This is a genomic window from Bradyrhizobium sp. HKCCYLRH3061 (assembly GCF_051168015.1).
GTDB lineage: Bacteria > Pseudomonadota > Alphaproteobacteria > Rhizobiales > Xanthobacteraceae > Bradyrhizobium.
Genome location: NZ_JBNPUE010000004.1, coordinates 220,944 through 244,012 on the forward strand (window position 1 = coordinate 220,944; position 23,069 = coordinate 244,012).

The following is a 23,069-nucleotide window of genomic DNA, read 5'->3' on the forward strand; positions in this document are numbered from 1 at the left end:
GCAATCGATCTCGTGGTGCGACACTGCGCTGGTCGCGGCATCATGTTGCGGCGACCTCGCGGGCCGTCTCGATCAGCAGGTCGAACGTCTCGTCGGGGGCGTGCTGCACGACATCGTGCCCGCAGGCAAATGCCTGCACGCGCCACGCGGGATCGTTGCGCAGCCGCTCATATTGCGCGGTGAACGGCGTCGCGCTCCATCCGCTGGCGTAGACGAAGGTGCGGTGCAGAGTAGGCGGCGCCGGACTGCGGAGGTTCAGGGCCTGGATGAAGGTCCCGAGCGGATGTGGCCGGCGGCGCGGATCGGAGCCTTCGCGCGGCAGCGCCGTCAGCCCGTCATGCCCGGCGCGTTCGATCACGAACCGGCGATACGCGTCACCGGCGAGATCCCACCATGACTGACCGTTCTCGGGTGCGAAGGCATCGAGATAGATCAGTGCGACGAGCCGTTCCGGCACGCGGTCGGCGACGCCGGTCGCGACCATGCCGCCATAGCTGTGCGCGCACAGGATGACCTCGGACAGATCTTCGGTCGTCAGCAGCTCGACGACGTCGGTGACGTGGGTCTCGAGATTGACGGCATGGGTGCGGGCGGGCGTTTCCTCCAATCCGCTCAGGGTCAAGGCATAGGCGTCATGACCGGCCTGGCGGAGCCTGGCCGAGAGCGCGGCGTACATCCAGCCGCCGTGCCAACCTCCTGGAATCAGGACAAAAGTCGCCATGATCTTACTCCTCGGCTGCTGTACGGAGACATGTCTTGCAAGGCTTCCGACCGGTAGCGTATCAGACCTGTCAAGACCGCTTTCAGCGGCCATCTTTAGAACCCCACGAGCTCGCCATGAACGCGCCGACCGCCTTCCCCGACCAGTCCAAGCCCGTCCCGCCCTACAAGCACACGCCGCTGTTTCCGCTGGGGCCGGACACCACGCCCTACAAGAAGATCACCACCGACGGCGTGCGGGTCGAGAAGGTCTTGGGCCGCGACATGCTGGTGGTGTCGCGGGAGGCGCTGCGGACCTTGTCGGAGGCCGCGTTCGGCGAGATCAACCACTTCCTGCGCCCCGGCCATCTGAAGCAGCTGCGCAGCATCCTGGAGGATCCGGAGGCGAGCCCGAATGACAAGTTCGTCGCGCTCGACTTCCTGAAGAACGCCAACATCTCCGCCGGCGGCGTGCTGCCGATGTGCCAGGATACCGGCACCGCGATCATCATGGGCAAGAAGGGCTGCAACGTCATCACCGACGGTGACGACGAGGCGGCGCTCAGCCAAGGCGCACGCGACGCCTATCTGCGCCGCAACCTGCGCTACTCGCAGGTCGCGCCGCTCACGATGTATGAGGAGAAGAACACCGCCAACAACATGCCGGCGCAGACCGAGATCTACGCGGAAGGCGAGGACGCCTACAAGTTCATGTTCATGGCCAAGGGCGGCGGCTCGGCCAACAAGAGCTTCCTGTTTCAGGCCACGCCCTCGGTGCTGACCAAGGATCGGCTGCTGGCGTTCCTGAAGGAGAAAATCCTGACGCTCGGTACCGCGGCGTGCCCGCCTTATCACTTGGCCATCGTCATCGGCGGCACCTCGGCCGAGCTGTGCATGAAGACGGTCAAGCTGGCGTCTGCGCGTTATCTCGACGCGCTGCCGACCCAGGGCTCCCCGGACGGCAACGCCTTCCGCGATCTCGAGATGGAGCAGGAAATCCACAAGATGACGCAGTCGCTCGGCGTCGGCGCGCAGTTCGGCGGCAAGTATTTCTGCCATGACGTCCGCGTCATCCGCATGCCGCGCCACGGCGCGAGCTTGCCGATCGGTCTCGGCGTGTCCTGCTCGGCCGACCGCCAGGTGCTCGGCAAGATCAGCAAGGACGGCGTCTATCTCGAGGAGCTCGAGCATCATCCGGCGCAGTACCTGCCGGAGGTCGAGCAGGCGCTTGGCGGCGAGGTCGTGAAGATCGATCTCAATCAGCCGATGAAGGACATCCTCGCCACTCTGTCGAAGAACCCGATCAAGACCCGGCTGTCGCTGACCGGCACCATGATCGTCGCCCGCGACGCCGCGCACGCCAAGCTGCGCGAGCGCCTCGACCGCGGCGAGCCGCTGCCGGACTACTTCAAGAACCATCCGGTCTACTACGCCGGTCCCGCCAAGACCCCGGACGGCTACGCCTCCGGCGCGTTCGGCCCGACCACCGCGGGCCGCATGGATTCCTTCGTCGACCAGTTCCAGGCGGCCGGCGGCTCGATGGTCATGGTCGCCAAGGGCAACCGCGCGCCGGCGGTGCGCGAAGCCTGCAAGAAGCACGGCGGCTTCTATCTCGGCTCGATCGGCGGCGCCGCGGCGAACCTCGCCGAGCACTGCATCAAGAAGGTCGAGGTCGTCGAATATCCCGAGCTCGGCATGGAAGCGATCTGGCGCATCGAAGTGGTGGACTTCCCGGCCTTCATCATCATCGACGACAAGGGCAACGACTTTTTCAAGGAGCTGAACCTCGGCTGAGCTCTCATTGACATACGTCCTATCGATGCGAGGGCCGTATGATTGAGTGGTTCGATGATCTTCGGATCGGGATGCGATTCAAGAGCGGCGAGACGACGGTGTCGCGCGAGGACATCAAGCGTTTCGCTGCCGAGTTCGATCCGCAGCCGTTTCACCTCGACGAGGAGGCTGCGGAGAAGACGATCTTCCAGGGCCTTGCAGCCTCCGGATGGCACACCGCCGCGATCGCGATGCGGCTCGCGGCGGAAACGCGTCCGTTCGGACCGCATCCACTGCTCGGCGCCGGAGTCGACGAGCTGCGCTGGATGAAGCCGGTGCGGCCGGGCGACACACTGCATCTCGAGGGCGAGGTGGTCGACCTCGTGCCCTCGCAGAGCAAGCCGCAAGGCGTTGCGCGCATCAGATGGACGGCCTTCAATCAACACGGCGAGGCGGTCTACACCTTCAACCCGATCGCCATCGTGCCGCGGCGTCCGGCCTGACCGGCGCGGGGCGACAGCGTCCGCTGCGTCGGAGCAATGTTCCTCGGACTCGATGGCTTCCGTAACGGCTGGGTCGTGGTGTCGATCGATGGCGATGATCACGCGATCAGCTTCCCGGCTGATATCTCGACCGCGCTTGCAGCCCCCTTCGCCCGTGCCGCCATCGATATGCCGATTGGCATGACCGACGACGGCAATCGCGACTGCGACCAGCTCGCCCGCGACAAGCTGACGCCGCATCGCTCCCGCGTCTTCACTGGCGCGCGGCGCTGGCTGTGGGAGGAGTACACGGATCCCGATGAGGCGAATATCGAGGCCTCGCGCCGCCGCCAGCCGCGCGCCTCGCGCCAGCTCTGGCATCTCGGCCGCAAGATCATGGAGGTCGATGCCTTCGTGCGCGCGCATCGCGAGCTCGACATCCGCGAGGTGCATCCGGAGCTCGTGTTCCTGCGCCTCCACGGCGCGCCGCTGCCGTCGAAGAAGACGGAGCAGGGCGCCGCGCTGCGGCGCGCCTTGCTGATCGCCGCGGGCTTTGCCGAGATCGATGACTGGATCGGCATCGCGCGTCGCGGCACCGGCGCCAAGAAAGACGACGTGCTCGACGCCTGTGCCGTCGCACTCGCCGCTTGCGACTGTGTCGGCAGCGTCCCTGAGGGCGAGCCGCCGCGCGACGCGCATGGCGTGCCGATGCAGATCTGGTTTTGAACGCGGCATATGGGCACGACGGCCGCGACAAACTCAGCCGTCATTCCGGGCGGCGCGCGCAGCGCGAGCCCGGAATCCATTTTGCCGCGCGCATTGCCGCACGATGGAGTCCGGGCTCGATGACAAAAGAGAGAGTGTTGCGTGATGCCCGGCCGGGGAGGCGAGATGGTGGCTCCTATTTCCGAAAAAAATAAATCACTTGCCAAATTTCGGAAATCGTGGTTCTCTCTCGCCATCCCGCCTCACTGCGGAGGGGCGTTGCGCGCGATCGTCACGACACGCGAGGCGGGGAGGCGATGGCCGCGGATTGCCGCAGCATGCCCTCGGGGTGTGCCGACGAACGGCGATATGCGGACGCGAAGTCGCGTGGTCCTGGCGCCCCGAAGCTGGCGCCAAGTCCGGAGGATGATGATCCTTCGGGCGACGGTGGCTAACAAGCCGGACACCGGGGAGATCGCGTATAAGCGTGAAGACCATCGCGCAGGGAAGGCCGGGTGTTCTCGGCTGCACCTGTGGTACCTGCCGCCTGCATTTCTTTCGCAGGCGGGCCGCAGGCGTCAGCCGACGCCTGGCCTTCCCTGCGCCCTCTGCATTTGGAGAGGGACATGCCGATGTATCCCTCGGGCGATGTTCGCCGCGAGTGCGCGCGCGCTTGTCCATGCTGTTTGAGATGTGAAGCGGAACAAGCCCGAGCGGCGCGGCGGTAGGGTGGGCAAAGCGGCCGCCCGCAAGGCGGTCGCGTGCCCACCGTCAGTCGGAGCATTGCGGAGCGAATGGTGGGCACGGCGCGGGAGAGCACATCGCCATCGAGTGGCGGCGTGGGCGCGCCTTTGCCCACCTTACGGATTCAGCCGCGCGCGCCGGTGAACGGGAAGCTGCCCATGAAGCCGATGCCCATCTCGCCGGAGATGGTGTCGCCGGCGACCTTGCCCTTGAAGTCGAGCGTCAGCGGCATCGGGCTGGTGATGGAGACCTTCCAGGCGACGTCGTCGCCGTTGACGGTGCCGTCGAAGATCTCGGCGGAATCGCCCTCGGCGGCCTGGGTGCCGGTCAGCGTCGCGCCCGAGCTCTTCACGCTCAGGGTCGCGCTGCGCTCGCCCATCGGCGTGTTCAAGGTCAGATTCCAGTTGCCGTCCACAGCCATCGATCGTTCTCCTGGCGTTGCGCTTTGCGGACCTCGAGGCGGCGGCCTCGAGGATGCGTTCGGCCGCCCCTATAGCGCATCTTTGCGCGTAAGCCCATTGCGGCGATCGGATGCAGCGGTCAGGCCCGCGCCGCCCTGAGGCGGTTGGCGACCACGAAGCGGAAGGCGATGAACTGCAGCGCGAAGGCCGCGACCTTGGCGCCGCCCGCGACCACGGTGATGTAGAGCACCCACAGCTTGATGTCGCCGGTCATGGCGACCGCGATGGTGCCGAGGCCGAGCGCGAACATCAGCGCCGCCCAGGCATAGCCGGCGATGGTGACGTATTCCGGGATGGTCTCCGACACGATCGGCGGCACGTAGCGCAGCATCCAGCCGCGCTTCAGCATGATCAGGCCGATGGCGAAATGGCCGATCGCGGGCTTGGCGAACATGAAGCGGGGATCGTTGGTCAGGAGCGTCACGCCGCCGAGCACGATGACGAGGCCGACGCTGGCATAGGCCATGAAGCTGAGATGCACGCCCTTGATGCGCGCCCAGACCACCTGCACCACGGCGACGGCCACCGCGACGGCGGTCGCCAGCACCACGTCGTCGGTCGCGATGTAAAGGAGGAAGAACACTGCGGCCGACAGGAAGTCGGCAATCAGCTTGGCAAACACGACTTTCACGCACGTCTCCTGCAGCAGACCCCGGTCACGAATCTTGGCCGGACATTGCGGCGGCAGTCTGCGCTGCCACGTCCTTTGTTCGGCGGTAGTCAGGATACCAGCGCGTGAAATAAAGTGCACTGTTGCGGGCGGCAAAGGCGATGGCGAGGCCGGTCCAATAGGGCAGGCCGGGCACGTAGAGCGTCATCAGATTGCCGACGATCATCAGCAGCGCGGAAACAGTCCAGGCGCCGGTGATGACGTAATTGGCGCGCAGGAAGCCCGGAATCGCCGCGGTTTCCGGAGGCACGGCCTCGAGCGCATATTGCAGCGTGAACGGCATGCGCAGCAGCATCGAGCCCAGCGACAGCGCGAAAATGCCGCAGTCGACCGCAAGACGCACCGCCGATGCGCTCAGCGTCGGGTCGATCAAGCTGAGGTAGGCGGCTACGCCTGCGAACACGATCGCCGAACCCAGGCCGAGGATCTTGATCGAACGGCCCTTGACGACGTCAAGCGCGACAACGGCCAGGCACATCGCGGTGGCCACGGCCAGGCTGAGCGTGGCCGAGACCACCATCATCAGCGCCGCGTAGACGCCGTAGGGCGCTAGGATGAGGAAGATCGTCATGGAGCCGCCCGGTCAATCTTTACAATGCCAAGATCAATACGATCCCGGCGGAGCCGGGTCAAGTTAATCTTGACAGTGTCAAAATATTGTGAGGACGTAAGTTTAGTTCATGTTTTTCAATGTCTTGGATCGTCAGCCTCGACCCAATTGCCGTGGAATCCATCGGGCACGCGATGGCCGAGATGCACCAGGGCCACCGGACCGCCGCCGATGTCGGTGGCGTTGAACACGGCGAGGTCGCTGGTGTTGGAGCCGGCTCGCCAGACCACGGTCAGCAGCCAGCCGTCGCCCTCGGCGGCATCGCGGCTGCGCGGCACGAATACCGGCTCGGACAGGGTGTCGCCGGCGGGCAGCAGATGGGTCGCCTGGCGCGTGCCGGCGCCGTCGACATGGGCGAGCCCGGACAGTGCGCCGAACAGCGGCCCGTCCGGATTGGCGCAGGCATACCAGCCGTGACGGCTCGTGAGCCCGGCGCGGCGGTCGTCGATGCGGGGGAATTCACCGGTGAGGTCGTCGAGATAGCTCTGCGTGAAACGGTCGGTGTTCCCTGCGAGGTCGAAGCTCCAGCGGCACAGCCGCGCGACCGACTTGGCCGGATCGGTCGGGCGCCCGTCGGGATGCGGAAACAGCGGCGCTTCCTCGAACTGCATCACGTCGGCGACGATGCGGTTGCCGTCCTCCCAGGCGTTCATGATGTGGAAGACGTAGCAGGCGTCACCGCGAAACCAGACGATGTCCTTGATGTCGCCGCTGCGCTTCATCACACCGACATAGGCGCCCTTGTCGGGCTCCCAGGCATAAGGCGGCCTGCCGGACATTGCGCGCTCGATGCTGCCGGTGAGCGGCAGGATTGGAAACAGCACGTGGTTGGCCGTGACGATGAAGTCGTGCACCATGCTGGCATAGGGCGCCTCGAAACGATCGAGGCGCGTCAGCCTGCCGGCCGCATCGACCGTGCCGTAGGACAGCGCCGGCGTCAGCGGTCCGGCGGCGTTGTAGCCGAAGAACAGCAATTCGCCGGTGACCGGATCGGTCTTCGGATGCGCGGTGAAGGCGCCGCGGAGGCGGCCGCCGAAATCATGATAGCCGCGCGTGGCGAGCGTGCCCGGCTCGATCTCGGTCGGCAGATGCGCCTCCTCGAGCGCGAGCAGGCGGCCGGCATGGGCGATGACGTTGGTGTTGGCGACGCCGCCATCGGTGACGTCGGCCGGCGCATCCGGCAGCCTGCGGCCGAAGCCGCCGAACAGGGCGCGGCCGGCCTTGCGCTCGGCCTCGAATTTCGGGGTGCGGATCCAGCGGTTGCGATAAGACGCGCGGCCGTTCTCCAGATGGAACGCGTGCAGCATGCCGTCGCCGACGAACCAGTGCGAGCCTGGCGAAGAGAATTGCGGGTTGGGGCCGTTGCGATAGAGCGTGCCGTTCAGCTCGCGCGGCAGCTCGCCGGTGATGGCGAGGAACGGCGCGTCGGCCTCGAACGGGATCGGCGCGATGTTGTCGCGCGGAGTGCGGCGCTGGACTGTTTCTTTCGACGGTCCATTCATGGCGTGTCCTTCCCCTCGATGCCAGCTTTATCTTTACGATGTAAAGATAAAGCTACCGGCCGAGAAGCCCGAGGTCAAGGCTAATCTTTACGCTGTCAAAATTGCTTGTATAAGGAGAAGCATGACGAAGATCGAACAGGCAAGACTGAGCAGGCACCGGACGACGACGGCGGCGGCCCGGACGCGATCGCGGCGCGCGGTGAGCGCGGGCGAGCCGGCCGCCCCCTATCATCACGGCGCGCTGCGCGATGCGCTGCTCGAAGCGGCCGAGCGCGTGCTGGAGCGCGACGGGCTGGCCGGACTGACCTTGCGCGCGGTGGCGCGCGAGGCCGGCGTGTCGCATGCGGCGCCGACGCATCATTTCGGCGATCTCACCGGGCTGGTGAGCGAGCTCGCGGCAATCGGATTCACGCGGTTCAATGCAGCGATGAAAGCGGCCGGCGAGCAGCCGGGCACGCCGATCGAGCGGGCGATGGCGCGGGCCCGCGCCTATGTCGCCTATGCGCAGGCCAATCCCGGCATGTATGGACTGATGTTCCGGACGGAGCGTCTGGATTATTCCCGCCCCGCGCTGCACGAGGCCGCGGAAGCCTCGTTTGCCGGACTCGCGGGCTCGGTCGCCGCGCGCAGCGAAGGCCCGGTCGGCGACGAGGAATTGTCGCTCGATCAGTCGGCGGCGATCGCCCGCGCCTGGTCGCTGGTGCACGGCTACACGATGCTGCTGCTCGACGGCCGCCTTGCCGACATCCTGCGCCGCTCGCCGCCGGGCACCACGGCCGAAAAGCTGCTGGAGGCGATGCTCAGGGCCACGGTGCCGAAGCTGCCGCCGGGCGCGTAGTTCGACGCACCGGAAACCGGGTGGGGGATCATGCGTTGGCAATGCATGGCACGAACCCCACGCGCTCCCTGGAGCAAGGCCAATCCGCGCAAGCGCGCCGGCAAGGCCTCCACCCATCTCACTCCGGCCGAGAAGGCGACGGCCAAGGCCCGCGCCCGGCGCGCCGGACGGCGCTATCCCAATCTGGTCGACAACATGCGCGTCTTGGCCAAGAAGGCGGCAACGACCAAGACCAGCGGCCGCAAGCGGGTGGCGAAATCGAAGACCGGGAAAAGCGCATCGAAGCCAGCGAGCAGGCGCACATCCGCCGTGCGCAAGACCGCGAAGTGACGTTCGCTGCGGCCGCCCGGCCGACGGACGCAGCCTAGAGCATAAGCGCGGCGCTGATTCGCGCCACGTCGCGATGCCGAAGGATTTCGAGCGGCAGGGCCCCTGATGACCGGAACTCGTCCTGCGCAGGACGCTGCAAGCTGGGGACGGCGCGAAACGGCGGCGGGAAACACCTGACAGCGTCGCGAATTTATCCTAGAACGGCGGCCTCGCGAGGTCCAAGTCTTCTCATCACTCATGCCTGTCATCCCGCAATCCAAACCCTATCGCATCGGCCGCTCCAAGACGGGGCTCGGCCTGTTTGCCACCCAGCCGATCAAGAAGGGCACCAAGATCATCCGCTATTTCGGACCGCTCCTGGATTCGAAGAAGGCGGAGGAGGATGCGATCGAGAACAAATATCTGTTCGAGCTCGACAAGCGCTGGACCATCGACGGTTCGATCCGCGAGAACGTCGCCCGCTACATCAATCATTCCTGCAAGCCGAACGCCGAGTCCGACGTCAAGCCGCGCAAGAAGAAGATCTTCATCCGGGCCATCAAGAACATCGAGCCCGGCGAGGAGATCAACTACGACTACGGCACGGACTACTTCAAAGCCTATCTGAAGCCGATCGGCTGCAAATGCGATGCTTGCGAGAAGAAGCGGGCGAAGAAGAAGGCCGAGGCGCGCGCCGAGCGGGCGCGGGTGAAGGCGAAGGACGCGCGCAAGGCCGAGAAGAAGGCGAACAAAAAGGCCGAGAAGCTGGTCAAGGACAAGGCCAAGCAGCGGTCCAAGGCAAAAGCCCAATCGGGCGCGGCGGCTCGCGGCAAAGCCAAGTCCCGGCGGGCGGCTGCCGGCAGTCGCGGCAAGACCAAATCCACTCCCGCAAAGACGCTGACCAGCCGCGCCAAGGCGGCCTGATCTGGCGGGCCCGTTTCCGGGATCTCTCAGGACGGCTTGCCGAAGGCCAGCGTCGTCCAGGTGATTCCGGCCGCCCGGTTCTCTGCGCCGAGCGACTCGCCGAGGCGGTTGAGCCGGAGCGTCAGCCCGAGCTGGCGCGCCGGCTCGATGATCGTTTCGGCCGCGACCTCGAACATCCGCCTGCCCGGCGGCACCGGCCCATGCCGCAGCGTCATGATCAGCAGTCCGCCGGGGGCGACCCGTGCCGCGATGTTGGGCAGCGCGCGTCGCCGCTGCGCCTCGTCGAGATGCATCAGAACGGCGGTCAGCATCACCAGGTCGAACTGCTCGTCACGAGCGGCCAGTGCGGCCAGATCGGGAAGGCTGTCGTCGATCCAGGTGATGGCGGGGGAGGGATGCAGTTGCATGGCGCCGACGCGTAGTGCCTCGGTCGGCTCGACGGCCACCACCTGATGTCCAAGGCTCGCAAACCAGGCGGCGTCGCGGCCCGTGCCCGCACCGATGTCGAGCACGCGCGCTGGCGCGGCGGGCAGCAGGTGAAGCACGGCGGAATGGACCTGTTCCGACGGAATGCTCTCGTAGCGCACGAAGAGACTGTCGGCCTCGGTGGCGTAGCCTTCCGTTCCGATCACCTGCGGCTGCATCGCTGCGATCCCCTGTCGATCTCAGATTATGCAGAAGATGCATTCGCCGCGCATGTCAATCTCGGTTCGGTCGCGAGCGCCGGGCCGCTCGATCATGAAGCCCGGCGCTCACCACCGGTCAGGCCGTGACCGCGACGGTGCTCCGGCGCAAGCCCATATACTGCAATTCGGCGAAGACGCCGGTGCCCACCGCCTGCACCGCGACGAATATCTCGCCGAGCACGTTCGGTGTGACGACGCCCGAGAACAGCAACGCGATGCTGCCGACCGTCCACGCCGCATTGCCGGCGATGACCAGAAGGATCAGCGGCCTTGGAGCCATCTGCCGCCAGCCCAGCCAGCCGACGAAGCCCGCGTAGACGATCAGGAACAGCCCGGTCTCGAGCAGCAGCGCGTCAGGCAGTTGCAGCAGCGTCGCCAGCGGCGAAGCGCCGAAGGTGAGCGCGAGTCCGGCAACGCCGCTGAAGGCGGCATCGGCGAGCAGGGCGCGGCGGAGCAGAGCGGACGAGGTGATCATGTCGGGTCTCCTTCAGTTGGGGGCGGTTCAACGGAACCAGGCCAGGAGCTGACGCCGTAGCCGCGCCGGGCGCAGCGAGCGCGCGGCTCTCGTCTCGATCGCGTACACCTGTGCGAAGACGAGGCTGCCCGTGACGTGCAGCAGCGACTCCGGCATGTTGAGCGAGCGCGCCAGCAGCGATGTCGCGAGACCCGCCAGCCATTGGCTGGCGGCGGTGAAGGGGAAGGAAAGGGTCTCGGGATCGCGCTGCCTGCTCATCGTCATCTCCTGTGGTGAGGACGATGACCTGCGCCGGGAGGCATTTCGATTACCTGGCAGATCATGGAGGCGCTGACGTCAGCGTGATAGGTCTCGGATCATGAATGCACAGCTTGCTTCGGCGCGCGCCGACCGCGCCAGACCCGCTCATGTCGGCGAGCACTTGCGGCAATGGCGGCAGCGCCGGCATCTGTCCCAGCTCGATCTCGCACTCGATGCCGAGATCTCGGCACGACATCTGAGCTTCGTGGAAACCGGCCGCTCCGCGCCGTCGCGCGACATGGTCCTCAAACTGGCGGAGCGACTGGACGTGCCATTGCGCGAACGCAACGTTTTGCTGGTGGCGGCCGGCTACGCGCCCGCCTTCCAGCAGCGCCCGCTGGATGATCCGGCGCTCAAGCCCGCGCGCGAGGCGATGAACCTCGTGCTCAAGGCGCACGAGCCCAACCCTGCGCTGGCGATCGACCGGCACTGGAACCTGGTCGCGGCGAACCGCATGATCGCGCCGCTGCTGACAGGGGTCTCCGAGCGGCTGCTTGCGCCGCCGCTCAACGTGCTGCGGGTGGCGCTGCATCCGGAGGGGCTCGCGGCGCGGACGGTGAACCTCGCCGAATGGGCCGGCCATCTGCTGGAGCGATTGCACCGGCAATGCGAGGCCACCGCGGATGCGGATCTGCTGAAGCTCTATGAGGAGCTGAAGTCCTATCCATTCCCCGCGCGATCGGCGCCGCTCGCGGCCGACAGCGTCGCGATCCCATTGCGGCTTCGGGTCGGCGATGACGTGCTGAGCTTCTTCTCGACGACGATGGTGTTCGGCACGCCGGTCGACATCACGCTGTCGGAGCTGGCGTTGGAGACCTTCTTTCCCGCCGATGAGCTCACTGCGCTCAGGCTGAAGGAGATGGTTACCTCGCCGTGACCCCGCTTGTGTTGGCCGCGCGTGGGCTTATGTTGGGCACAGCCATGGGAACTTGGAGGCACGCGCATGAGCACCTTGAAGCCGCTGATCATCGATGTCGTCTCCGATGTCGTCTGTCCCTGGTGCTACATCGGCAAGAAGCGCATCGAGGAGGCGCTGAAGCTCGTGCCTGACGTGCCGGTCGAGGTGAACTTCCGGCCGTTCTTCCTCAATCCCTGGGTGCTGCGCGAGGGCATCAGCCGCGAGCAGTACCTCACGACCAAGTTCGGATCGGTCGAAGCCTACAAGGGAATCGCAGGCCGCGTGGTCGCGGCCGCGGAGCAGGAGGGGCTGAGCTATCATCCCGATCGTGTCGCCCGTCAGCCCAACACGATCGATTGTCATCGCCTGATCCGCTGGGCCGGCGAGATCGGCAGGGCGCCGGAGATGAAGCAGCGGCTGATGGAGTTGTATTTCCGCGACGGCGGTGATCTGACCGACGTCGAGGTGCTGGTACAGGCCGCAGCGGATTGCGGGCTCGATGCCGAGGTGGTCCGCAAGATGCTGGCGACGGACGAGGATGTGGCGCTGGTCTCGGCCCAGGCGCAGGAGGCCGCAGAGAAGGGCATCTCCGGAGTGCCGACCTACGTCTTCGCGCAGAAATACGCCGTCTCCGGCGCGCAGGATCCACAGATGCTGGCGCGCGCCATCCGGCAGGTGTCGGCGGAGGTCAACGCCGAGGCGGCTGAGTAGTCGGCCGGCGCTTTCGGAGGGCGCGGATCCCGTGCACCGCTCGGCGCGCGATGGCCAGGCCTTCGCGTCGCGCAGTCAACGCGCCGTGAATAAGCTCGACGACCGGATCGCGCGCATAAAGCGGGATCATCACGTCGCCGATGGCGAGGCGTTCGCGCCAGATCGGGTTGATCATGGGATGGTCGGGACCGGCGGTGGAGTCGGCGGCGTTGATCTTCGGATCCGCGCAAAGGTGCCGCGTCAGGTCAAGTGTCAGCTGGACACCGGGCGAGTATTTCGCGAAGCGCTCGTCGACGCCGAGCTTGAAGAAGAAGGCGCGATCCTGATGCCGCAAGACGACGCCCGCCGCAACGGTGGTGTCGCCCGCCATGAGGCTGATGATCTCGCAGGCCTCGTGCCGCGCCAGCGCCGGTGCGGCGCGTCGGATGAACGCCGCGTCGCCGTCGTGCTGGATCAGCGCAGTACCGCGATGTCCCTTCCAGCCGCTCGCCTCCAGCACCAGAAACGTTTCCAGCGCAGTCGAAACGTCTCCGGGAGAACGCGCGACCTCGAAGCGAACCTCGCCATGCTCGGCCAGCCGATGACGCAGGCGGCGCAGCTCCTTCAGCTTCTTGGCGCCAAGCGCGTCATGCAGCACCTGGTCGCCGACGCCGGTCGCATCGAGAAAGGCTCTTTCATAGGATTGCAGCACACGCGGGCGCAGATCCCCGCGACGAAGCGCCGCCTCGAACGCCTGCATCACGGAGCCTGCCAGCGACATGTCGCGCAGCAGCAGGGCCCGAGCGCCCGTTCGTCGCGCGGCATCGAGCAGTTGCGCCGCAGCCCGCTCCGCGCGCCCGGCGTCGAGCAGCGGCGTGCACAGCGTGCCGTAGGGATGGCCGCTGGCGAGCGCAGGCAGGGGAAGCCTGCAGGCATGCCATAAAGAGGTCGTGGGCATCAGGCCGATGAGACGCGAGGGCTGATCGTCATCCCATGCGCACAGCGCCGATGTTCCGGTGCGGCCGCGCGCCGTGGCGTTCACCGCGCGTTCCCAGCCGGGCAGGTAATAGCCGTTCGGCTCGCGCGCACGCTCCGCCAGATCCTGCCATGCCTGCGGTGAAACGGTCTCCAACGGCACCAGGTCGGCGGCGCGCTCGCGCGCGAGCGGACCGGCCTGCTGGTTCCCTGACGTCGATGAAGCAGTCGCCATCGCGCGATCGATGATCTCGGCCACGTCCCGATAATCCCCTCGCGAGGCGGACAACCCGCACCGCGTGGGCGACACTAGCGCAAAGCTGACAAGAGACGCTTGCCGCCGGCCAACAATTCGAATCGATGCGTTAACGGTCGGTTCAGCATGTCGCTGGATGCGGTCAGCGGATCAGCGCGACCTCGCGGAAGGCGCCGATCAGCGGCTTCTCGAGCTTGCCCTCCATCCCCTGGAGGATCTCATAGGCCTTCTCGCGCGTCATCACCGGCTTGTAGCTGCGATATTCGATCAGCGCCGAGAAGATGTCGGAGATGGTGAGGATGCGCGTCAGGTCCGGGATGTTGTCGGCCATCAGCCCGTCGGGATAGCCGCTGCCGTCGAGAAATTCGTGATGGTTGCGTACCGCCTTCAGCACTTCGTCGGTGATCGCTGCGTTGTCCTTCAGTGCATCGTAACCAGCCACGGGATGGGTTTCCACCAGCGTGCGTTCCTTGACGTCGAGCCGGCCCGGCTTGTCGAGAATGGTGAGCGGGATCTTGGCCTTGCCGATGTCGTGGAACATCGCGGCCATGTAGAGACGCTCCAGATCGGAGCTGTGGACGCCGAGGCTCAAGCCGAAATCCACGGTGATGCCGGTCACCAGCAGGCAGTGCTGATAGGTGCCTTCGTGATGGCGGCGAACGGTGGCGAGCCAGTCGGACAGACCGTTTTCCGCTATACAGTCGGCGATCCGCTTGCCCGCCCGCCGGGTCTCCTCGACGTCGATCGCAGTACCGCCCAGCACGGCTGCGAACATCGAGGCGATGCAGGACGCGCCCGCAAATGCAGCCTGGCGGTCGTCGGTCGCGATGCTCTTGGCTGCAGAACCGGGGCGCGCATCGAGCAGCTTTCCGAGCAACTGATTGCGGCTCGGCGTGCTCGACAGCACGCTGGTCGCACCGAGCGCATAGGCCTGGACCGTCGACAGACGGGATTTGTTGTTGGTCAGGAAGATCCGCCGCGGAATACGCGAGAGCCGGTCGGAGATTTCCTTCAATGCGGTGATGTTGTCGACGTGGCGCAGATCGGCGGCCACGACAATCGCGTCGATGTCGCCGCCTTTGAAGTCGGCATCACCGATCAGTTCAGATGTGAGCGAGCAGCGTTCGGCCAGCATGCCGCGAAGCATAGCGAGCTTGGCCGTGTCATCGCCGACGAGGTGAACGTTCATGGAAAACCAGGTCCAGGGTCATTCCGCGTTTGTGGGCCCCGATGTTCCGCAGGAATCGTTAAATTTGAGCCATTCGTTCGCTGTGCGGTTGCGGATTTGCGTTAGCTAAGAACTAACAATCTGCGAGCGGTGCGGTAGTCCGTTCCTGCACGCCCGCCGACAGGGCGAGTTCCAGTCGAGTTGGCGGATCCAGCTCGTCTTCGGAGGGAATTACTTCGTCGGCAGGACGGCTTTGTAATCTTCAGAAACACAGTCGTTGCTGGCCGCCGCGCGCCGCCGGTCGATGATCTCGTTGTGCCTGATCATGAGCCGATAGGTCTGGCGCCGAAGCGCGGTTCCACTGGCGGATGTGATCTGAGCCCGCACGCAGGCGGTCCATGTATCGCCGCCATCGGAATGTCGGGCGGATGTGGCCTCGAGATCGCGCGGCAGCGTCGTTGCGACGAAGATCATGTCGAGATTCTTGCGCACGAGAAGCGCGACGTCCGGCGCGGCTTCGGGCGGTGGCGGCTCGGGCGCCTTGGCTCGCATGAAGGCCGGCAGGCGCGCATTGCTGTCGGCGGCGCAGCCGGTCAGAAGCAGGGCCGAGAGCAGCCCCACGTGTGACGCAATCCGCCGCATGTCGCCTCGCCCCCCGTTTCGGCGCGGACGCTAGCGGGTGATCGCGGCATTGCTGCGGGGATCCCGTGAAGCAACGATGTCCGGTCGCGGCCGGAGGCCGTCATGCGCGCGCGAACGGCGCCTGCCGTGCGGCATCGTGCTCACCGGATTGTGCCCGTCGGGATGAACCCGGCCGCGAACCGGCCCGACCAACAGGCACGCCATGAGCAGATTGGAGATCCCATGTTTCGGCACGCTCTCAGGGCTGCATTGCTCGCCGGCGGCCTGTTTGCCGGCCTTGCTCCCGCATTGGCCGAAGGCAGCAGGCTGGCGCTGGTGATCGGGCAGTCGGCCTATCGTTCGGTGACGCCGCTGCCGAACCCCGCCAACGACGCCAAGGCAATGGCGAAGATGCTGGGTGAAGCGGGGTTCGACGTGACGACCGCCGCCGATCTGTCGCAGCGGGACCTCAACAGGGAGGTGGGCGACTTTGCTGCCAAGATCGCGGCCAAGGGACCCGACACGGTGGCGCTGGTGTTCTATGCCGGCCACGGCTTGCAGATCGATGGCGAGAACTATCTCGTACCCGTCGACGTCGATCCGCGGCGTGAAGCCGACATTCCGCTGCAGGCCGTGCGTCTCAACGATCTCCTGAACACGCTCAATTCGGTACCGAGCCGGATGCGCATCCTGCTGCTCGACGCCTGCCGCAACAATCCGTTTCCCGCCATCAGCCAGAACGCGGGCCGCGGCCTTGCGCTGGTCGACACCAAGACCGGAGCGCCGGGCACCTTCCTGTCCTACTCGACCTCGCCCGGCGCGGAAGCCGAGGATGGCACCGGCGCCAACAGCCCCTACACCACGGCACTGCTGCAGGCGGCGCGGGAGCCGGGCCTCCCGATCGAGCAGGCATTCAAGCGCGTGCGCGTCGCGGTGAACAAGGTCACTGAGGGCCGTCAGACGCCATGGGATTCGTCGTCCCTGACGGAGGATTTTCGCTTCGTCGGGGCGACGGATGCGGGCGCTGCCAATGCGGGCCCGCGGCCGGCCGTCGCCAAGCGCAGCGTCGACGAATGGAAGCGCAGCCTGGAAGGCAAGCCGATCGAGGCCGCCAACGAAATCATCGTCGGCGACGGCAGCGTCGAGGCCTATGAGGCGTTCGTGGCGCTCTACACCGCGCCGCCCTATGGCCCGCAGGCGCGGGAATGGCTCGACCTCCACAACAGGATGGCCGCCTGGAACGAGGCGGTGCTGATCAATACGGTGGCGTCCTATCAGGGCTTTCTCGACCGCTATCCGAACAGCGACCTGACCCCGACCGCGCGCAAGCTGATCGAGCGCCTGCGCAACCGGCCCGTGGTGACGCCGGTCGTGGCGGCCGCCAATGCGGCGATCCCGGCCGCTTCGGCAGCCCCGCCGGTCGTGCCGGCCGTGGCCGCGGCAGGCCCCACCTGCCCATGCTCGCAGACGCCTCCGCCGGCCCGGAAGTTGGAGAAGCGGGTCGAGGAGAAGCCGGCGAGGAAGCGCGACGAGGACCCGCCCAAGCGCGCCGGCCGCCCGCCCCGGCGCGACCCTGGCGACGATGTCGTCGTCTATGCGCCGCCGCCTCCGCCGCGCGTGTATTATGGACCGCCGGTGCGCGTGGCGCCGCCGGTGAGCATCGGGATCGGCGGCGGCTATGGCGGCGGCTATGGACGGGTGCCTCAGAACTATCCGGCACGGCGCGGCTACGGCTACTGAAGCTTGCTGACATCCGTGCATCGAGGTGGCCGCCCGCAGGGGCGGCCATTGACGTTGGGCGGGAGGCGTTCGTTCGGGTCATCCTCTGGGTTCCGCCATTCGTCATCGCTCCTCACCACTCGTCCCGCGGATGCCGCCGTCCGTCCCATCCCGCTCGATCCGTCCGCGAAGGCTGCTTTCATCGTGCCGGTGCGTCGCTTCGGATGCCGTCTGAGGGAGGGAAGGGTCATGTCGTTGCGTCGAGCGGGTGTTTGCGCGGGCCTCGTCTGGAGCCAGCTGATGTTCGTGCCGGCCTTTGGCTGGCAGCACTGGGGCGGCGATGCCGGTGGAACGCGGTTCTCGCCGCTGGCGCAGATCACGCCTTCCAATGTCGATCGGCTGGTGCCCGCCTGGGACTATCACACCGGGGATCTGCAGAGCCGGCCGCCCGCGGCAGCCTTGCGCACCAAGTTCGAGGCGACGCCGATCCTGGTCGAGGACAGCCTGGTGTTCTGCACGCCGTTCAACGAGGTGGTGGCGCTCGACCCAGGCACCGGCGTTCAGCGCTGGCGTTTTGATCCCAAGGTCGGTAGCGGACGGCGCCCGGCCAATCGCTATGCCTGCCGCGGCGTTGCCTATTGGGTGGACGAGCGGGCGCCCGCCGGCACGGCATGCCGCAGCCGGCTGTTCATGGGTACGGTCGATGCGCGCCTGATCGCCCTCGACGCCCGGACGGGACAGCCCTGCGCCGGCTTCGGAGCGGACGGCGAAGTGCGGATCGACATCGGCAAGGACCTGCTGTGGCCGGGCGAGTTCCAGATCACCTCGGCGCCAGTGGCGGGCAGGGACGTCGTCGTGGTCGGCTCATCGATCGGCGACAACGTGCGGGTCGATGCGCCCAGAGGCACGGTCCGCGGCTTCGATGCCCGCACCGGCGAGCTGCGCTGGAGCTTCGATCCGCTGATCCATGACGGCATCGCGGCGGGACATGCGAACGTCTGGGCGCCGATGTCGGTCGACGAGGCGCGCGGCCTCGTGTTCCTTCCGACCTCCTCGCCCAGTCCGGATTTCTTCGGTGGTGCGCGTCCGGGTGACAACCGGCACGCCGATTCCGTGGTCGCTTTGCGGATCGAAAGCGGCGCGCTGGCCTGGTCGTTTCAGACCACCCATCATGACGTCTGGGACTACGATCTGCCGGCGCAGCCGATGCTGGCGCGGATCGAGACCGGGCAGGGGGCGCGTGACGTCGTGATGCAGCCGACCAAGCAAGGCTTCGTGTTCGTGCTCGACCGCGACACCGGCGCGCCGGTCTGGCCGGTGGAGGAGCGCGCAGTGCCGCAAGGCGCGGTCGAGGGTGACGTTCTGTCGCCGACGCAGCCGTTCCCGACCCATGTGCCGCCGCTGCTCGATCAGCGCTTCGCGGCGGGTGATATTTTCAGGGCCGTGCCGCGCGTCCTGGATTCCTCCTGCGATGATCAGCTCGCGCCGTTGCGCAATGAGGGTCTCTACACGCCACCGACGACTCAGGGCACGCTGCTGTTTCCGATGACCGGCGGCGGCGTGAACTGGGGCGGCGCGGCGTTCGATCCCGTCCACCAGATCCTCTACGCCAATGTCAGCCGCGCCATCCACATCGTCAGGCTGATCCCGCGCGCAGAAGCCGACCGGATGAAGGCGCCGCTCGGTGTTGATTTTGGACTGCAGCGCGGAGCGCCGTTCGCCGTGACACGGGCGGTCGCGGTGTCCAGGCTCGGCCTGTTGTGCAACCGGCCGCCATGGGGCGAAATGGTTGCGGTCGACCTCAAGGCCGGAAAGATCCTGTGGCGCTCGACCGTCGGCACCACCGAGGATCGCGCTCCGCTCGGACTGGCGTTCAAGTGGGGCACGCCGCTCGTCAACGGCGTCGTGGTCACAGCCGGCGGCCTCGTCTTCACCGGCGCGATGGACGCCTATCTGCGCGCCTTCGACGCTGTCTCAGGTCAGGAGCTCTGGCAGGGCCGGTTGCCCGCGCCGGGCGTCGCCAATCCGATGACCTATCAATGGAAGGGCGAGCAATTCGTGGTGATCGCAGCGGGGGGGCATTCGGAGGCGGGAACGTCGCTCGGCGACAGCGTCGTGGCGTTTCGGCTGGCGCGGGATGGCGAAGGGCCCTCGCTATGGTCACGGACGATTGATCGCCCCGGCGGACGGTTTGCCGCCGGTGTGCTGCTCGCGGCCATTGTGCTGGTTGGTCTGTTCGTGGCGTTGTGGCGATGGCGCCTGCGGCGGGCCTAGCCCTCCGCACCGCCATCAGTCGAATGCGACGCCGATCCGCTTGTCGTGGCTCCAGACTGCGTGGCAGCGCCGCGTGAACTTGTCGGCCGGGATCACCAGCGTGAAGGCTTCGGGCAGACCGACCGGGCTGACCACCTCGACCCTGGCGCCGGTATCGGACATGTTGCGGACCATGCAATCGACCGCGCCGCCGCCGTCGAACGCCAGCCTGCCCTGCTTCAGCACCCGATGCCTCGGTGCAATGCGCTTGTCACTCGTCTCGCTCATGGCCTGTAACCCGGTGCCGAATGGCGTCACCTTTCGCGTCAAAAGCACCTAAAATAAATCACGCTCGCGTTTCGATCAGATGAATCCGGCCCGCGAGGCCCGGGCCGTCGCCTTCACGTTTCGTTAACCCCGGCCGGGCCGCGCGGATCAGAGCATCGCGAAGGCGCTCGACACCATGGCCACCGGCTTGCCATCGCCGGCGCTGGTCAGTGTGACCCGGCCGAAGCTCATGGTGCGGCCCATCCGCACCACGCGCGCATCCGCCAGCACGTCGGCGGATGCAATGGCGCGCATGAAATGCGTGGTCTGGTCGACAGTGGTCATCGGCCGGTAGCCGCCGCTGGCGGTGACCATCCCGATCACCATCGCGGTATCAGCAAAAGCCATCAGCGCCTGGCCGCAGACAACGCCATTGTCGCGGCAGAGCCGCGGCGAGAACGGCATGCGCAGGATGGCGCCGGCTTCGCCCAGCGGGGAGGGCGCGATGTCCTCGACGATCAGGCCAAGATCCTTGATCCAGGGAGCGAACACGTCATCGAGGATTCGCCTCGCGTCGTCGATGGTGAAGTTCGGGGTCTCATTCGGCACGCGCGGAGGTCCTCCCATGGTCTTGTCGATTTGTCTCGTCGACTTTTGTCGCCGCGATCGGCGGAGCCGCCGGAATGTTGCCGCAGAGCGGCGGCTTGAAAAGGCCGGAGTTGGAAAACTATGATGATGGCACACCGTGGAACAGACGGCAGGTGCGCGCAGACGGTGCGGCCGCGAACATCCCGGCCTGCGGTCCACCGTTTCGGCACAGTGCCGCGGGCTTGGCGCATGGCGAGGCGATGGTATAAGGCGCCTCTACCGGGGAGTAACCAATGAAGAAGCTGATCGTGACGATGGCGGTCGCCGTGCTGGCAGGCTGGGCGGTTCCCGCGATGGCGCAAATGCCCAATATCAACCTTCTCGCCGACGGTCCCTCGAAGACGCCCGAGGAAAAGGAAGCTGAAGCGGCGCGGGAGCAGGCCTACAAGGACACCATGCGCAAGATTCCGGACGCCAAGACGAGCGCCGATCCCTGGGGCAACGTCCGCGCGGCGGAGCAGCCCAAGGCGGCGCCTGCCATGAAGACCACCGCGGCCAAGAAGCCGAAGGCTGTCGGCAGCACCAATTGAGATTTATCGCGTTCGGGTCGGGCGGGCTCTGACCCTCCGGGCCGATTGCGGACTCGGATTCCTCGCGGCCCCGTCTATATTGACGGTGTGGCAGCGCGTTGGAGTTCGTCGATGGGGATGCGGCCCCGGGACATTGCCAGCCGGATGGCGGCCCGGCGCCAGAAGGGCGCCGCACAGGCTCGCGACGGCTACGTTCGCGACACGTTCACGCTGCCGCGCGAGCAAGCGCGCGCCAAGGCCCGCGACTATCTGACCCGCTATCCCAAGGCCGGCTACATGAGCGCCGTCGAAAGCTGGCGCGAGCTTCCCGACGGGGCGATCGAGTTCACGATGCGGCGGCTTCCCAGCGCCGATTGAACGATTCCGGCAAGCGCCTCATTCCTTTTCGCCAAGAAGCTTGCGTGTGTCGCGATTGATGAAATGAAGCCGCGTGCAGGCCTTGCAGACCACGGTTTCATAGGAGCACGTGGGATCGCCTGGCTTCGGCTCTTCCAGCCAATGCTGCACGTTCATCCCCGTTCGCGGACATTTGAAGATCAGATTACCCATACAAATTTAAATGTCTGCCAGGATGCAGACAGGCATTTTGATCTCGATCAAGCTCGGCTGCCGAAATGACGCGCAGTCGACCTCGCCGGCCACAGGCTGAGGTTGTGGTTCTCGTCGGTGACAATCCACAAGAGGTCTGGCGAGCCGTCAGGCCTGATCCAGCGACTCGGCGACGATCCGGATGCGGAAGACCGGCTGCCGTGCCTCGTCGAGCAGCTCCATCTGCCATTCGGAGTTTTCGGCGAGCTTGCGCGAGATGCTGCTGGCCATGTCGGCGCAGACGGTGGTCATCTCTTTCCAGGCTGCGTTGCGGTCGGCGCACTCGGTCCCATACTCGGACGCGCCTGAGAAGTGGCCGTTGCGGATACGAAAGAAATAGAGCGGCATTGCCAAAACCGGTGAGCCCTGACCGCCCCAGGCCGCTGGGTTTGATGTACGCACCACAAATGGAAGCGCAAAACCCACTCGGATCAATTCCGGTAAAATACGGTCGGTCGCGCTGTTCGCTTCGGTTAGGCTGATTGCCGTTGGTGATGTGCGGCGCAACCGGGCACAGCGAAGGCCGACGAATGAGCCTCGGACCGCCGCGGTCCGAGGCTCGGCGTCAACGTCGTAGCTTCCCAGCAAGGGCAGTTCGGCAATGACACAATTAAATTAGTACGAAACCTGTCGGCGTGCCTTGCGTCAGATCAAGGTTGCAATCTCGATCAACCGCCGCGGGACGCACTTGGCTGCGGTCGAAGATCCGTTCCGGCACGACTGTCAGTCGGTAGGCAATCTGCGTCGCGCCGTCGACCATTTCCAGGAGTTCGTCGCAGGCCGGACAACGCCTCTCTCCCGCGGCGCCTTGCTGCGAGTGAAGCTCGATCCTTTGAAGGCCGGCCCTGCAGGACGGACACGTCACGTCATCTCTTGTCATCGCCGATATGAAGCGCAGCGCCCGCAATCCGTTCCCCGACATCACGACAATGACGGAGGGAGATGCATCCCGAGCGGAGCTATCAACGTCGAAAGCCCCGGACGTCGTCCGGGGCTTTCTTTCGGCGCGGATGGTTTCAGGGCCGTGCGCCTACGGGTGACGGAGCCTGCAAATGTTGGAGCTGGCAGGCTGCAAGGGATCGGTCGACGCCGCATCACTGACAATACATCACGGACAATACGGGTCAGCCATCATCGCAACGAACAAACAAATCCGGGGCTGATCAAAAATTTGCTCAGACGTACGACAACCACGATTATATAACGCAACCCAAAGTTTATGACAATGGTTTGTGGCTTGAAGATGTCGTGGGCGCGGGGGCGCCGCGTGATGCGGGT

General features: G+C 66.1%; 26 protein-coding genes. 12 read left to right on the forward strand and 14 right to left on the reverse strand.

What is annotated here, in order from left to right:
- Positions 1-40: 40 nt before the first annotated feature.
- Positions 41-721 (reverse strand): alpha/beta fold hydrolase, encoded by a 681-nt coding sequence (locus ACQR2C_RS10305; protein WP_434881044.1) that lies wholly within the window; start codon positions 719-721, stop codon positions 41-43.
- Between the two features lie 116 nt (positions 722-837).
- Between ACQR2C_RS10305 and ACQR2C_RS10310 the strand changes: the two genes are divergently transcribed.
- From ACQR2C_RS10310 to ACQR2C_RS10320, 3 genes are read left to right on the forward strand one after another with little or no spacing between them, the layout of a single operon-like run.
- Entirely contained in the window at positions 838-2,493 is a 1,656-nt protein-coding gene (locus ACQR2C_RS10310; protein WP_434881045.1) for a fumarate hydratase, read from the forward strand.
- 38 nt (positions 2,494-2,531) lie between these two features.
- Entirely contained in the window at positions 2,532-2,975 is a 444-nt protein-coding gene (locus ACQR2C_RS10315; RefSeq protein ID WP_316218135.1) for a MaoC family dehydratase, read from the forward strand.
- 36 nt (positions 2,976-3,011) lie between these two features.
- Entirely contained in the window at positions 3,012-3,680 is a 669-nt protein-coding gene (locus tag ACQR2C_RS10320; RefSeq protein WP_434881046.1) for a DUF429 domain-containing protein, read from the forward strand.
- Positions 3,681-4,527: 847 nt separating this feature from the next.
- On the opposite strand, the gene ACQR2C_RS10325 is transcribed toward ACQR2C_RS10320, so the two are convergent.
- The 4 genes from ACQR2C_RS10325 to ACQR2C_RS10340 all read right to left on the reverse strand — a co-directional run bounded on the left by ACQR2C_RS10325 (position 4,528) and on the right by ACQR2C_RS10340 (position 7,646).
- Positions 4,528-4,824, reverse strand: a complete 297-nt coding sequence (locus ACQR2C_RS10325) for a hypothetical protein (RefSeq protein ID WP_315804278.1) — start codon at positions 4,822-4,824, stop codon at positions 4,528-4,530.
- Between the two features lie 119 nt (positions 4,825-4,943).
- A complete protein-coding gene (locus ACQR2C_RS10330) occupies positions 4,944-5,495 on the reverse strand; it encodes a septation protein IspZ (RefSeq protein ID WP_315804277.1) in 552 nt (183 codons plus the stop codon).
- Positions 5,496-5,520: 25 nt separating this feature from the next.
- Positions 5,521-6,105: a hypothetical protein gene (locus tag ACQR2C_RS10335; RefSeq protein ID WP_434881047.1), complete on the reverse strand. Its 585-nt coding sequence runs from the start codon at positions 6,103-6,105 to the stop codon at positions 5,521-5,523.
- 116 nt (positions 6,106-6,221) lie between these two features.
- Complete coding sequence (locus ACQR2C_RS10340; RefSeq protein ID WP_434881048.1) at positions 6,222-7,646, reverse strand: carotenoid oxygenase family protein; 1,425 nt, start codon at positions 7,644-7,646, stop codon at positions 6,222-6,224.
- A 121-nt stretch (positions 7,647-7,767) separates the two neighbouring features.
- On the opposite strand from ACQR2C_RS10340, the gene ACQR2C_RS10345 reads away from it, so the two are divergent.
- From ACQR2C_RS10345 to ACQR2C_RS10355, 3 genes are all read left to right on the forward strand, one after another.
- Complete coding sequence (locus tag ACQR2C_RS10345; protein WP_315804274.1) at positions 7,768-8,484, forward strand: TetR/AcrR family transcriptional regulator; 717 nt, start codon at positions 7,768-7,770, stop codon at positions 8,482-8,484.
- A gap of 45 nt (positions 8,485-8,529) precedes the next feature.
- Positions 8,530-8,814: a hypothetical protein gene (locus ACQR2C_RS10350; RefSeq protein ID WP_434881049.1), complete on the forward strand. Its 285-nt coding sequence runs from the start codon at positions 8,530-8,532 to the stop codon at positions 8,812-8,814.
- Positions 8,815-9,051: 237 nt separating this feature from the next.
- Positions 9,052-9,717, forward strand: a complete 666-nt coding sequence (locus ACQR2C_RS10355) for an SET domain-containing protein (protein ID WP_434881050.1) — start codon at positions 9,052-9,054, stop codon at positions 9,715-9,717.
- 26 nt (positions 9,718-9,743) lie between these two features.
- Here ACQR2C_RS10355 and ACQR2C_RS10360 read toward each other — a convergent pair whose 3' ends face one another.
- The 3 genes from ACQR2C_RS10360 to ACQR2C_RS10370 form a co-directional block, all read right to left on the reverse strand.
- Positions 9,744-10,361, reverse strand: a complete 618-nt coding sequence (locus tag ACQR2C_RS10360) for a class I SAM-dependent methyltransferase (RefSeq protein WP_316182487.1) — start codon at positions 10,359-10,361, stop codon at positions 9,744-9,746.
- Between the two features lie 118 nt (positions 10,362-10,479).
- Positions 10,480-10,878, reverse strand: a complete 399-nt coding sequence (locus ACQR2C_RS10365; protein WP_316218129.1) for a hypothetical protein — start codon at positions 10,876-10,878, stop codon at positions 10,480-10,482.
- A 27-nt stretch (positions 10,879-10,905) separates the two neighbouring features.
- Positions 10,906-11,136, reverse strand: a complete 231-nt coding sequence (locus tag ACQR2C_RS10370; RefSeq protein WP_316218128.1) for a hypothetical protein — start codon at positions 11,134-11,136, stop codon at positions 10,906-10,908.
- Between the two features lie 100 nt (positions 11,137-11,236).
- On the opposite strand from ACQR2C_RS10370, the gene ACQR2C_RS10375 reads away from it, so the two are divergent.
- Both ACQR2C_RS10375 and ACQR2C_RS10380 read left to right on the forward strand, forming a co-directional pair.
- The gene (locus ACQR2C_RS10375) at positions 11,237-12,055 is read left to right on the forward strand and encodes a helix-turn-helix domain-containing protein (RefSeq protein WP_315804268.1); all 819 of its coding nucleotides are present in this window, start codon (positions 11,237-11,239) and stop codon (positions 12,053-12,055) included.
- Between the two features lie 66 nt (positions 12,056-12,121).
- On the forward strand, positions 12,122-12,787 hold the full coding sequence (locus tag ACQR2C_RS10380; protein ID WP_434881051.1) for a DsbA family oxidoreductase: 666 nt from the start codon (positions 12,122-12,124) through the stop codon (positions 12,785-12,787).
- Here the strand turns inward: ACQR2C_RS10380 and ACQR2C_RS10385 are convergent.
- The 3 genes from ACQR2C_RS10385 to ACQR2C_RS10395 all read right to left on the reverse strand — a co-directional run bounded on the left by ACQR2C_RS10385 (position 12,765) and on the right by ACQR2C_RS10395 (position 15,786).
- Complete coding sequence (locus ACQR2C_RS10385) at positions 12,765-14,000, reverse strand: GNAT family N-acetyltransferase (protein ID WP_434881052.1); 1,236 nt, start codon at positions 13,998-14,000, stop codon at positions 12,765-12,767. The two genes, ACQR2C_RS10380 and ACQR2C_RS10385, sit on opposite strands and share 23 nt — an antisense overlap.
- A gap of 139 nt (positions 14,001-14,139) precedes the next feature.
- Entirely contained in the window at positions 14,140-15,186 is a 1,047-nt protein-coding gene (locus ACQR2C_RS10390; protein WP_316182497.1) for an HD-GYP domain-containing protein, read from the reverse strand.
- Between the two features lie 210 nt (positions 15,187-15,396).
- Entirely contained in the window at positions 15,397-15,786 is a 390-nt protein-coding gene (locus ACQR2C_RS10395) for a hypothetical protein (protein ID WP_316182498.1), read from the reverse strand.
- Positions 15,787-16,029: 243 nt separating this feature from the next.
- Here ACQR2C_RS10395 and ACQR2C_RS10400 point away from each other — a divergent pair, with 243 nt between their 5' ends.
- Both ACQR2C_RS10400 and ACQR2C_RS10405 read left to right on the forward strand, forming a co-directional pair.
- Positions 16,030-17,526 carry a caspase family protein gene (locus ACQR2C_RS10400; RefSeq protein WP_316218125.1) on the forward strand — a complete coding sequence of 499 codons (1,497 nt, stop codon included), beginning with the start codon at positions 16,030-16,032 and terminating at the stop codon, positions 17,524-17,526.
- 279 nt (positions 17,527-17,805) lie between these two features.
- Complete coding sequence (locus ACQR2C_RS10405; RefSeq protein WP_316218156.1) at positions 17,806-19,779, forward strand: pyrroloquinoline quinone-dependent dehydrogenase; 1,974 nt, start codon at positions 17,806-17,808, stop codon at positions 19,777-19,779.
- Positions 19,780-19,794: 15 nt separating this feature from the next.
- Here ACQR2C_RS10405 and ACQR2C_RS10410 read toward each other — a convergent pair whose 3' ends face one another.
- Both ACQR2C_RS10410 and ACQR2C_RS10415 read right to left on the reverse strand, forming a co-directional pair.
- Positions 19,795-20,046 carry a PilZ domain-containing protein gene (locus tag ACQR2C_RS10410; protein ID WP_315716061.1) on the reverse strand — a complete coding sequence of 84 codons (252 nt, stop codon included), beginning with the start codon at positions 20,044-20,046 and terminating at the stop codon, positions 19,795-19,797.
- Between the two features lie 147 nt (positions 20,047-20,193).
- The gene (locus tag ACQR2C_RS10415; RefSeq protein ID WP_315804262.1) at positions 20,194-20,634 is read right to left on the reverse strand and encodes a PaaI family thioesterase; all 441 of its coding nucleotides are present in this window, start codon (positions 20,632-20,634) and stop codon (positions 20,194-20,196) included.
- 272 nt (positions 20,635-20,906) lie between these two features.
- On the opposite strand from ACQR2C_RS10415, the gene ACQR2C_RS10420 reads away from it, so the two are divergent.
- Both ACQR2C_RS10420 and ACQR2C_RS10425 read left to right on the forward strand, forming a co-directional pair.
- Positions 20,907-21,203: a hypothetical protein gene (locus tag ACQR2C_RS10420; RefSeq protein ID WP_316182504.1), complete on the forward strand. Its 297-nt coding sequence runs from the start codon at positions 20,907-20,909 to the stop codon at positions 21,201-21,203.
- A gap of 111 nt (positions 21,204-21,314) precedes the next feature.
- Complete coding sequence (locus tag ACQR2C_RS10425; RefSeq protein ID WP_315804260.1) at positions 21,315-21,560, forward strand: hypothetical protein; 246 nt, start codon at positions 21,315-21,317, stop codon at positions 21,558-21,560.
- Between the two features lie 339 nt (positions 21,561-21,899).
- Here the strand turns inward: ACQR2C_RS10425 and ACQR2C_RS10430 are convergent, their stop codons facing one another.
- A complete protein-coding gene (locus tag ACQR2C_RS10430; RefSeq protein ID WP_012045383.1) occupies positions 21,900-22,139 on the reverse strand; it encodes a DUF6894 family protein in 240 nt (79 codons plus the stop codon).
- Between the last annotated feature and the right edge of the window lie 930 nt (positions 22,140-23,069).

Excerpts from the sequence above, each read along its gene's own strand:
- ACQR2C_RS10305 (WP_434881044.1), bottom strand. The coding sequence starts at position 721 with ATGGCGACTTTTGTCCTGATTCCAGGAGGTTGGCACGGCGGCTGGATG.
- ACQR2C_RS10310 (WP_434881045.1), top strand. The coding sequence starts at position 838 with ATGAACGCGCCGACCGCCTTCCCCGACCAGTCCAAGCCCGTCCCGCCC.
- ACQR2C_RS10315 (WP_316218135.1), top strand. The coding sequence starts at position 2,532 with ATGATTGAGTGGTTCGATGATCTTCGGATCGGGATGCGATTCAAGAGC.
- ACQR2C_RS10320 (WP_434881046.1), top strand. The coding sequence starts at position 3,012 with ATGTTCCTCGGACTCGATGGCTTCCGTAACGGCTGGGTCGTGGTGTCG.
- ACQR2C_RS10325 (WP_315804278.1), bottom strand. The coding sequence starts at position 4,824 with ATGGCTGTGGACGGCAACTGGAATCTGACCTTGAACACGCCGATGGGC.
- ACQR2C_RS10335 (WP_434881047.1), bottom strand. The coding sequence starts at position 6,105 with ATGACGATCTTCCTCATCCTAGCGCCCTACGGCGTCTACGCGGCGCTG.
- ACQR2C_RS10340 (WP_434881048.1), bottom strand. The coding sequence starts at position 7,646 with ATGAATGGACCGTCGAAAGAAACAGTCCAGCGCCGCACTCCGCGCGAC.
- ACQR2C_RS10345 (WP_315804274.1), top strand. The coding sequence starts at position 7,768 with ATGACGAAGATCGAACAGGCAAGACTGAGCAGGCACCGGACGACGACG.
- ACQR2C_RS10350 (WP_434881049.1), top strand. The coding sequence starts at position 8,530 with ATGGCACGAACCCCACGCGCTCCCTGGAGCAAGGCCAATCCGCGCAAG.
- ACQR2C_RS10355 (WP_434881050.1), top strand. The coding sequence starts at position 9,052 with ATGCCTGTCATCCCGCAATCCAAACCCTATCGCATCGGCCGCTCCAAG.
- ACQR2C_RS10360 (WP_316182487.1), bottom strand. The coding sequence starts at position 10,361 with ATGCAGCCGCAGGTGATCGGAACGGAAGGCTACGCCACCGAGGCCGAC.
- ACQR2C_RS10365 (WP_316218129.1), bottom strand. The coding sequence starts at position 10,878 with ATGATCACCTCGTCCGCTCTGCTCCGCCGCGCCCTGCTCGCCGATGCC.
- ACQR2C_RS10370 (WP_316218128.1), bottom strand. The coding sequence starts at position 11,136 with ATGAGCAGGCAGCGCGATCCCGAGACCCTTTCCTTCCCCTTCACCGCC.
- ACQR2C_RS10375 (WP_315804268.1), top strand. The coding sequence starts at position 11,237 with ATGAATGCACAGCTTGCTTCGGCGCGCGCCGACCGCGCCAGACCCGCT.
- ACQR2C_RS10380 (WP_434881051.1), top strand. The coding sequence starts at position 12,122 with ATGAGCACCTTGAAGCCGCTGATCATCGATGTCGTCTCCGATGTCGTC.
- ACQR2C_RS10390 (WP_316182497.1), bottom strand. The coding sequence starts at position 15,186 with ATGAACGTTCACCTCGTCGGCGATGACACGGCCAAGCTCGCTATGCTT.
- ACQR2C_RS10400 (WP_316218125.1), top strand. The coding sequence starts at position 16,030 with ATGTTTCGGCACGCTCTCAGGGCTGCATTGCTCGCCGGCGGCCTGTTT.
- ACQR2C_RS10405 (WP_316218156.1), top strand. The coding sequence starts at position 17,806 with ATGTTCGTGCCGGCCTTTGGCTGGCAGCACTGGGGCGGCGATGCCGGT.
- ACQR2C_RS10410 (WP_315716061.1), bottom strand. The coding sequence starts at position 20,046 with ATGAGCGAGACGAGTGACAAGCGCATTGCACCGAGGCATCGGGTGCTG.
- ACQR2C_RS10420 (WP_316182504.1), top strand. The coding sequence starts at position 20,907 with ATGAAGAAGCTGATCGTGACGATGGCGGTCGCCGTGCTGGCAGGCTGG.
- ACQR2C_RS10425 (WP_315804260.1), top strand. The coding sequence starts at position 21,315 with ATGGGGATGCGGCCCCGGGACATTGCCAGCCGGATGGCGGCCCGGCGC.
- ACQR2C_RS10430 (WP_012045383.1), bottom strand. The coding sequence starts at position 22,139 with ATGCCGCTCTATTTCTTTCGTATCCGCAACGGCCACTTCTCAGGCGCG.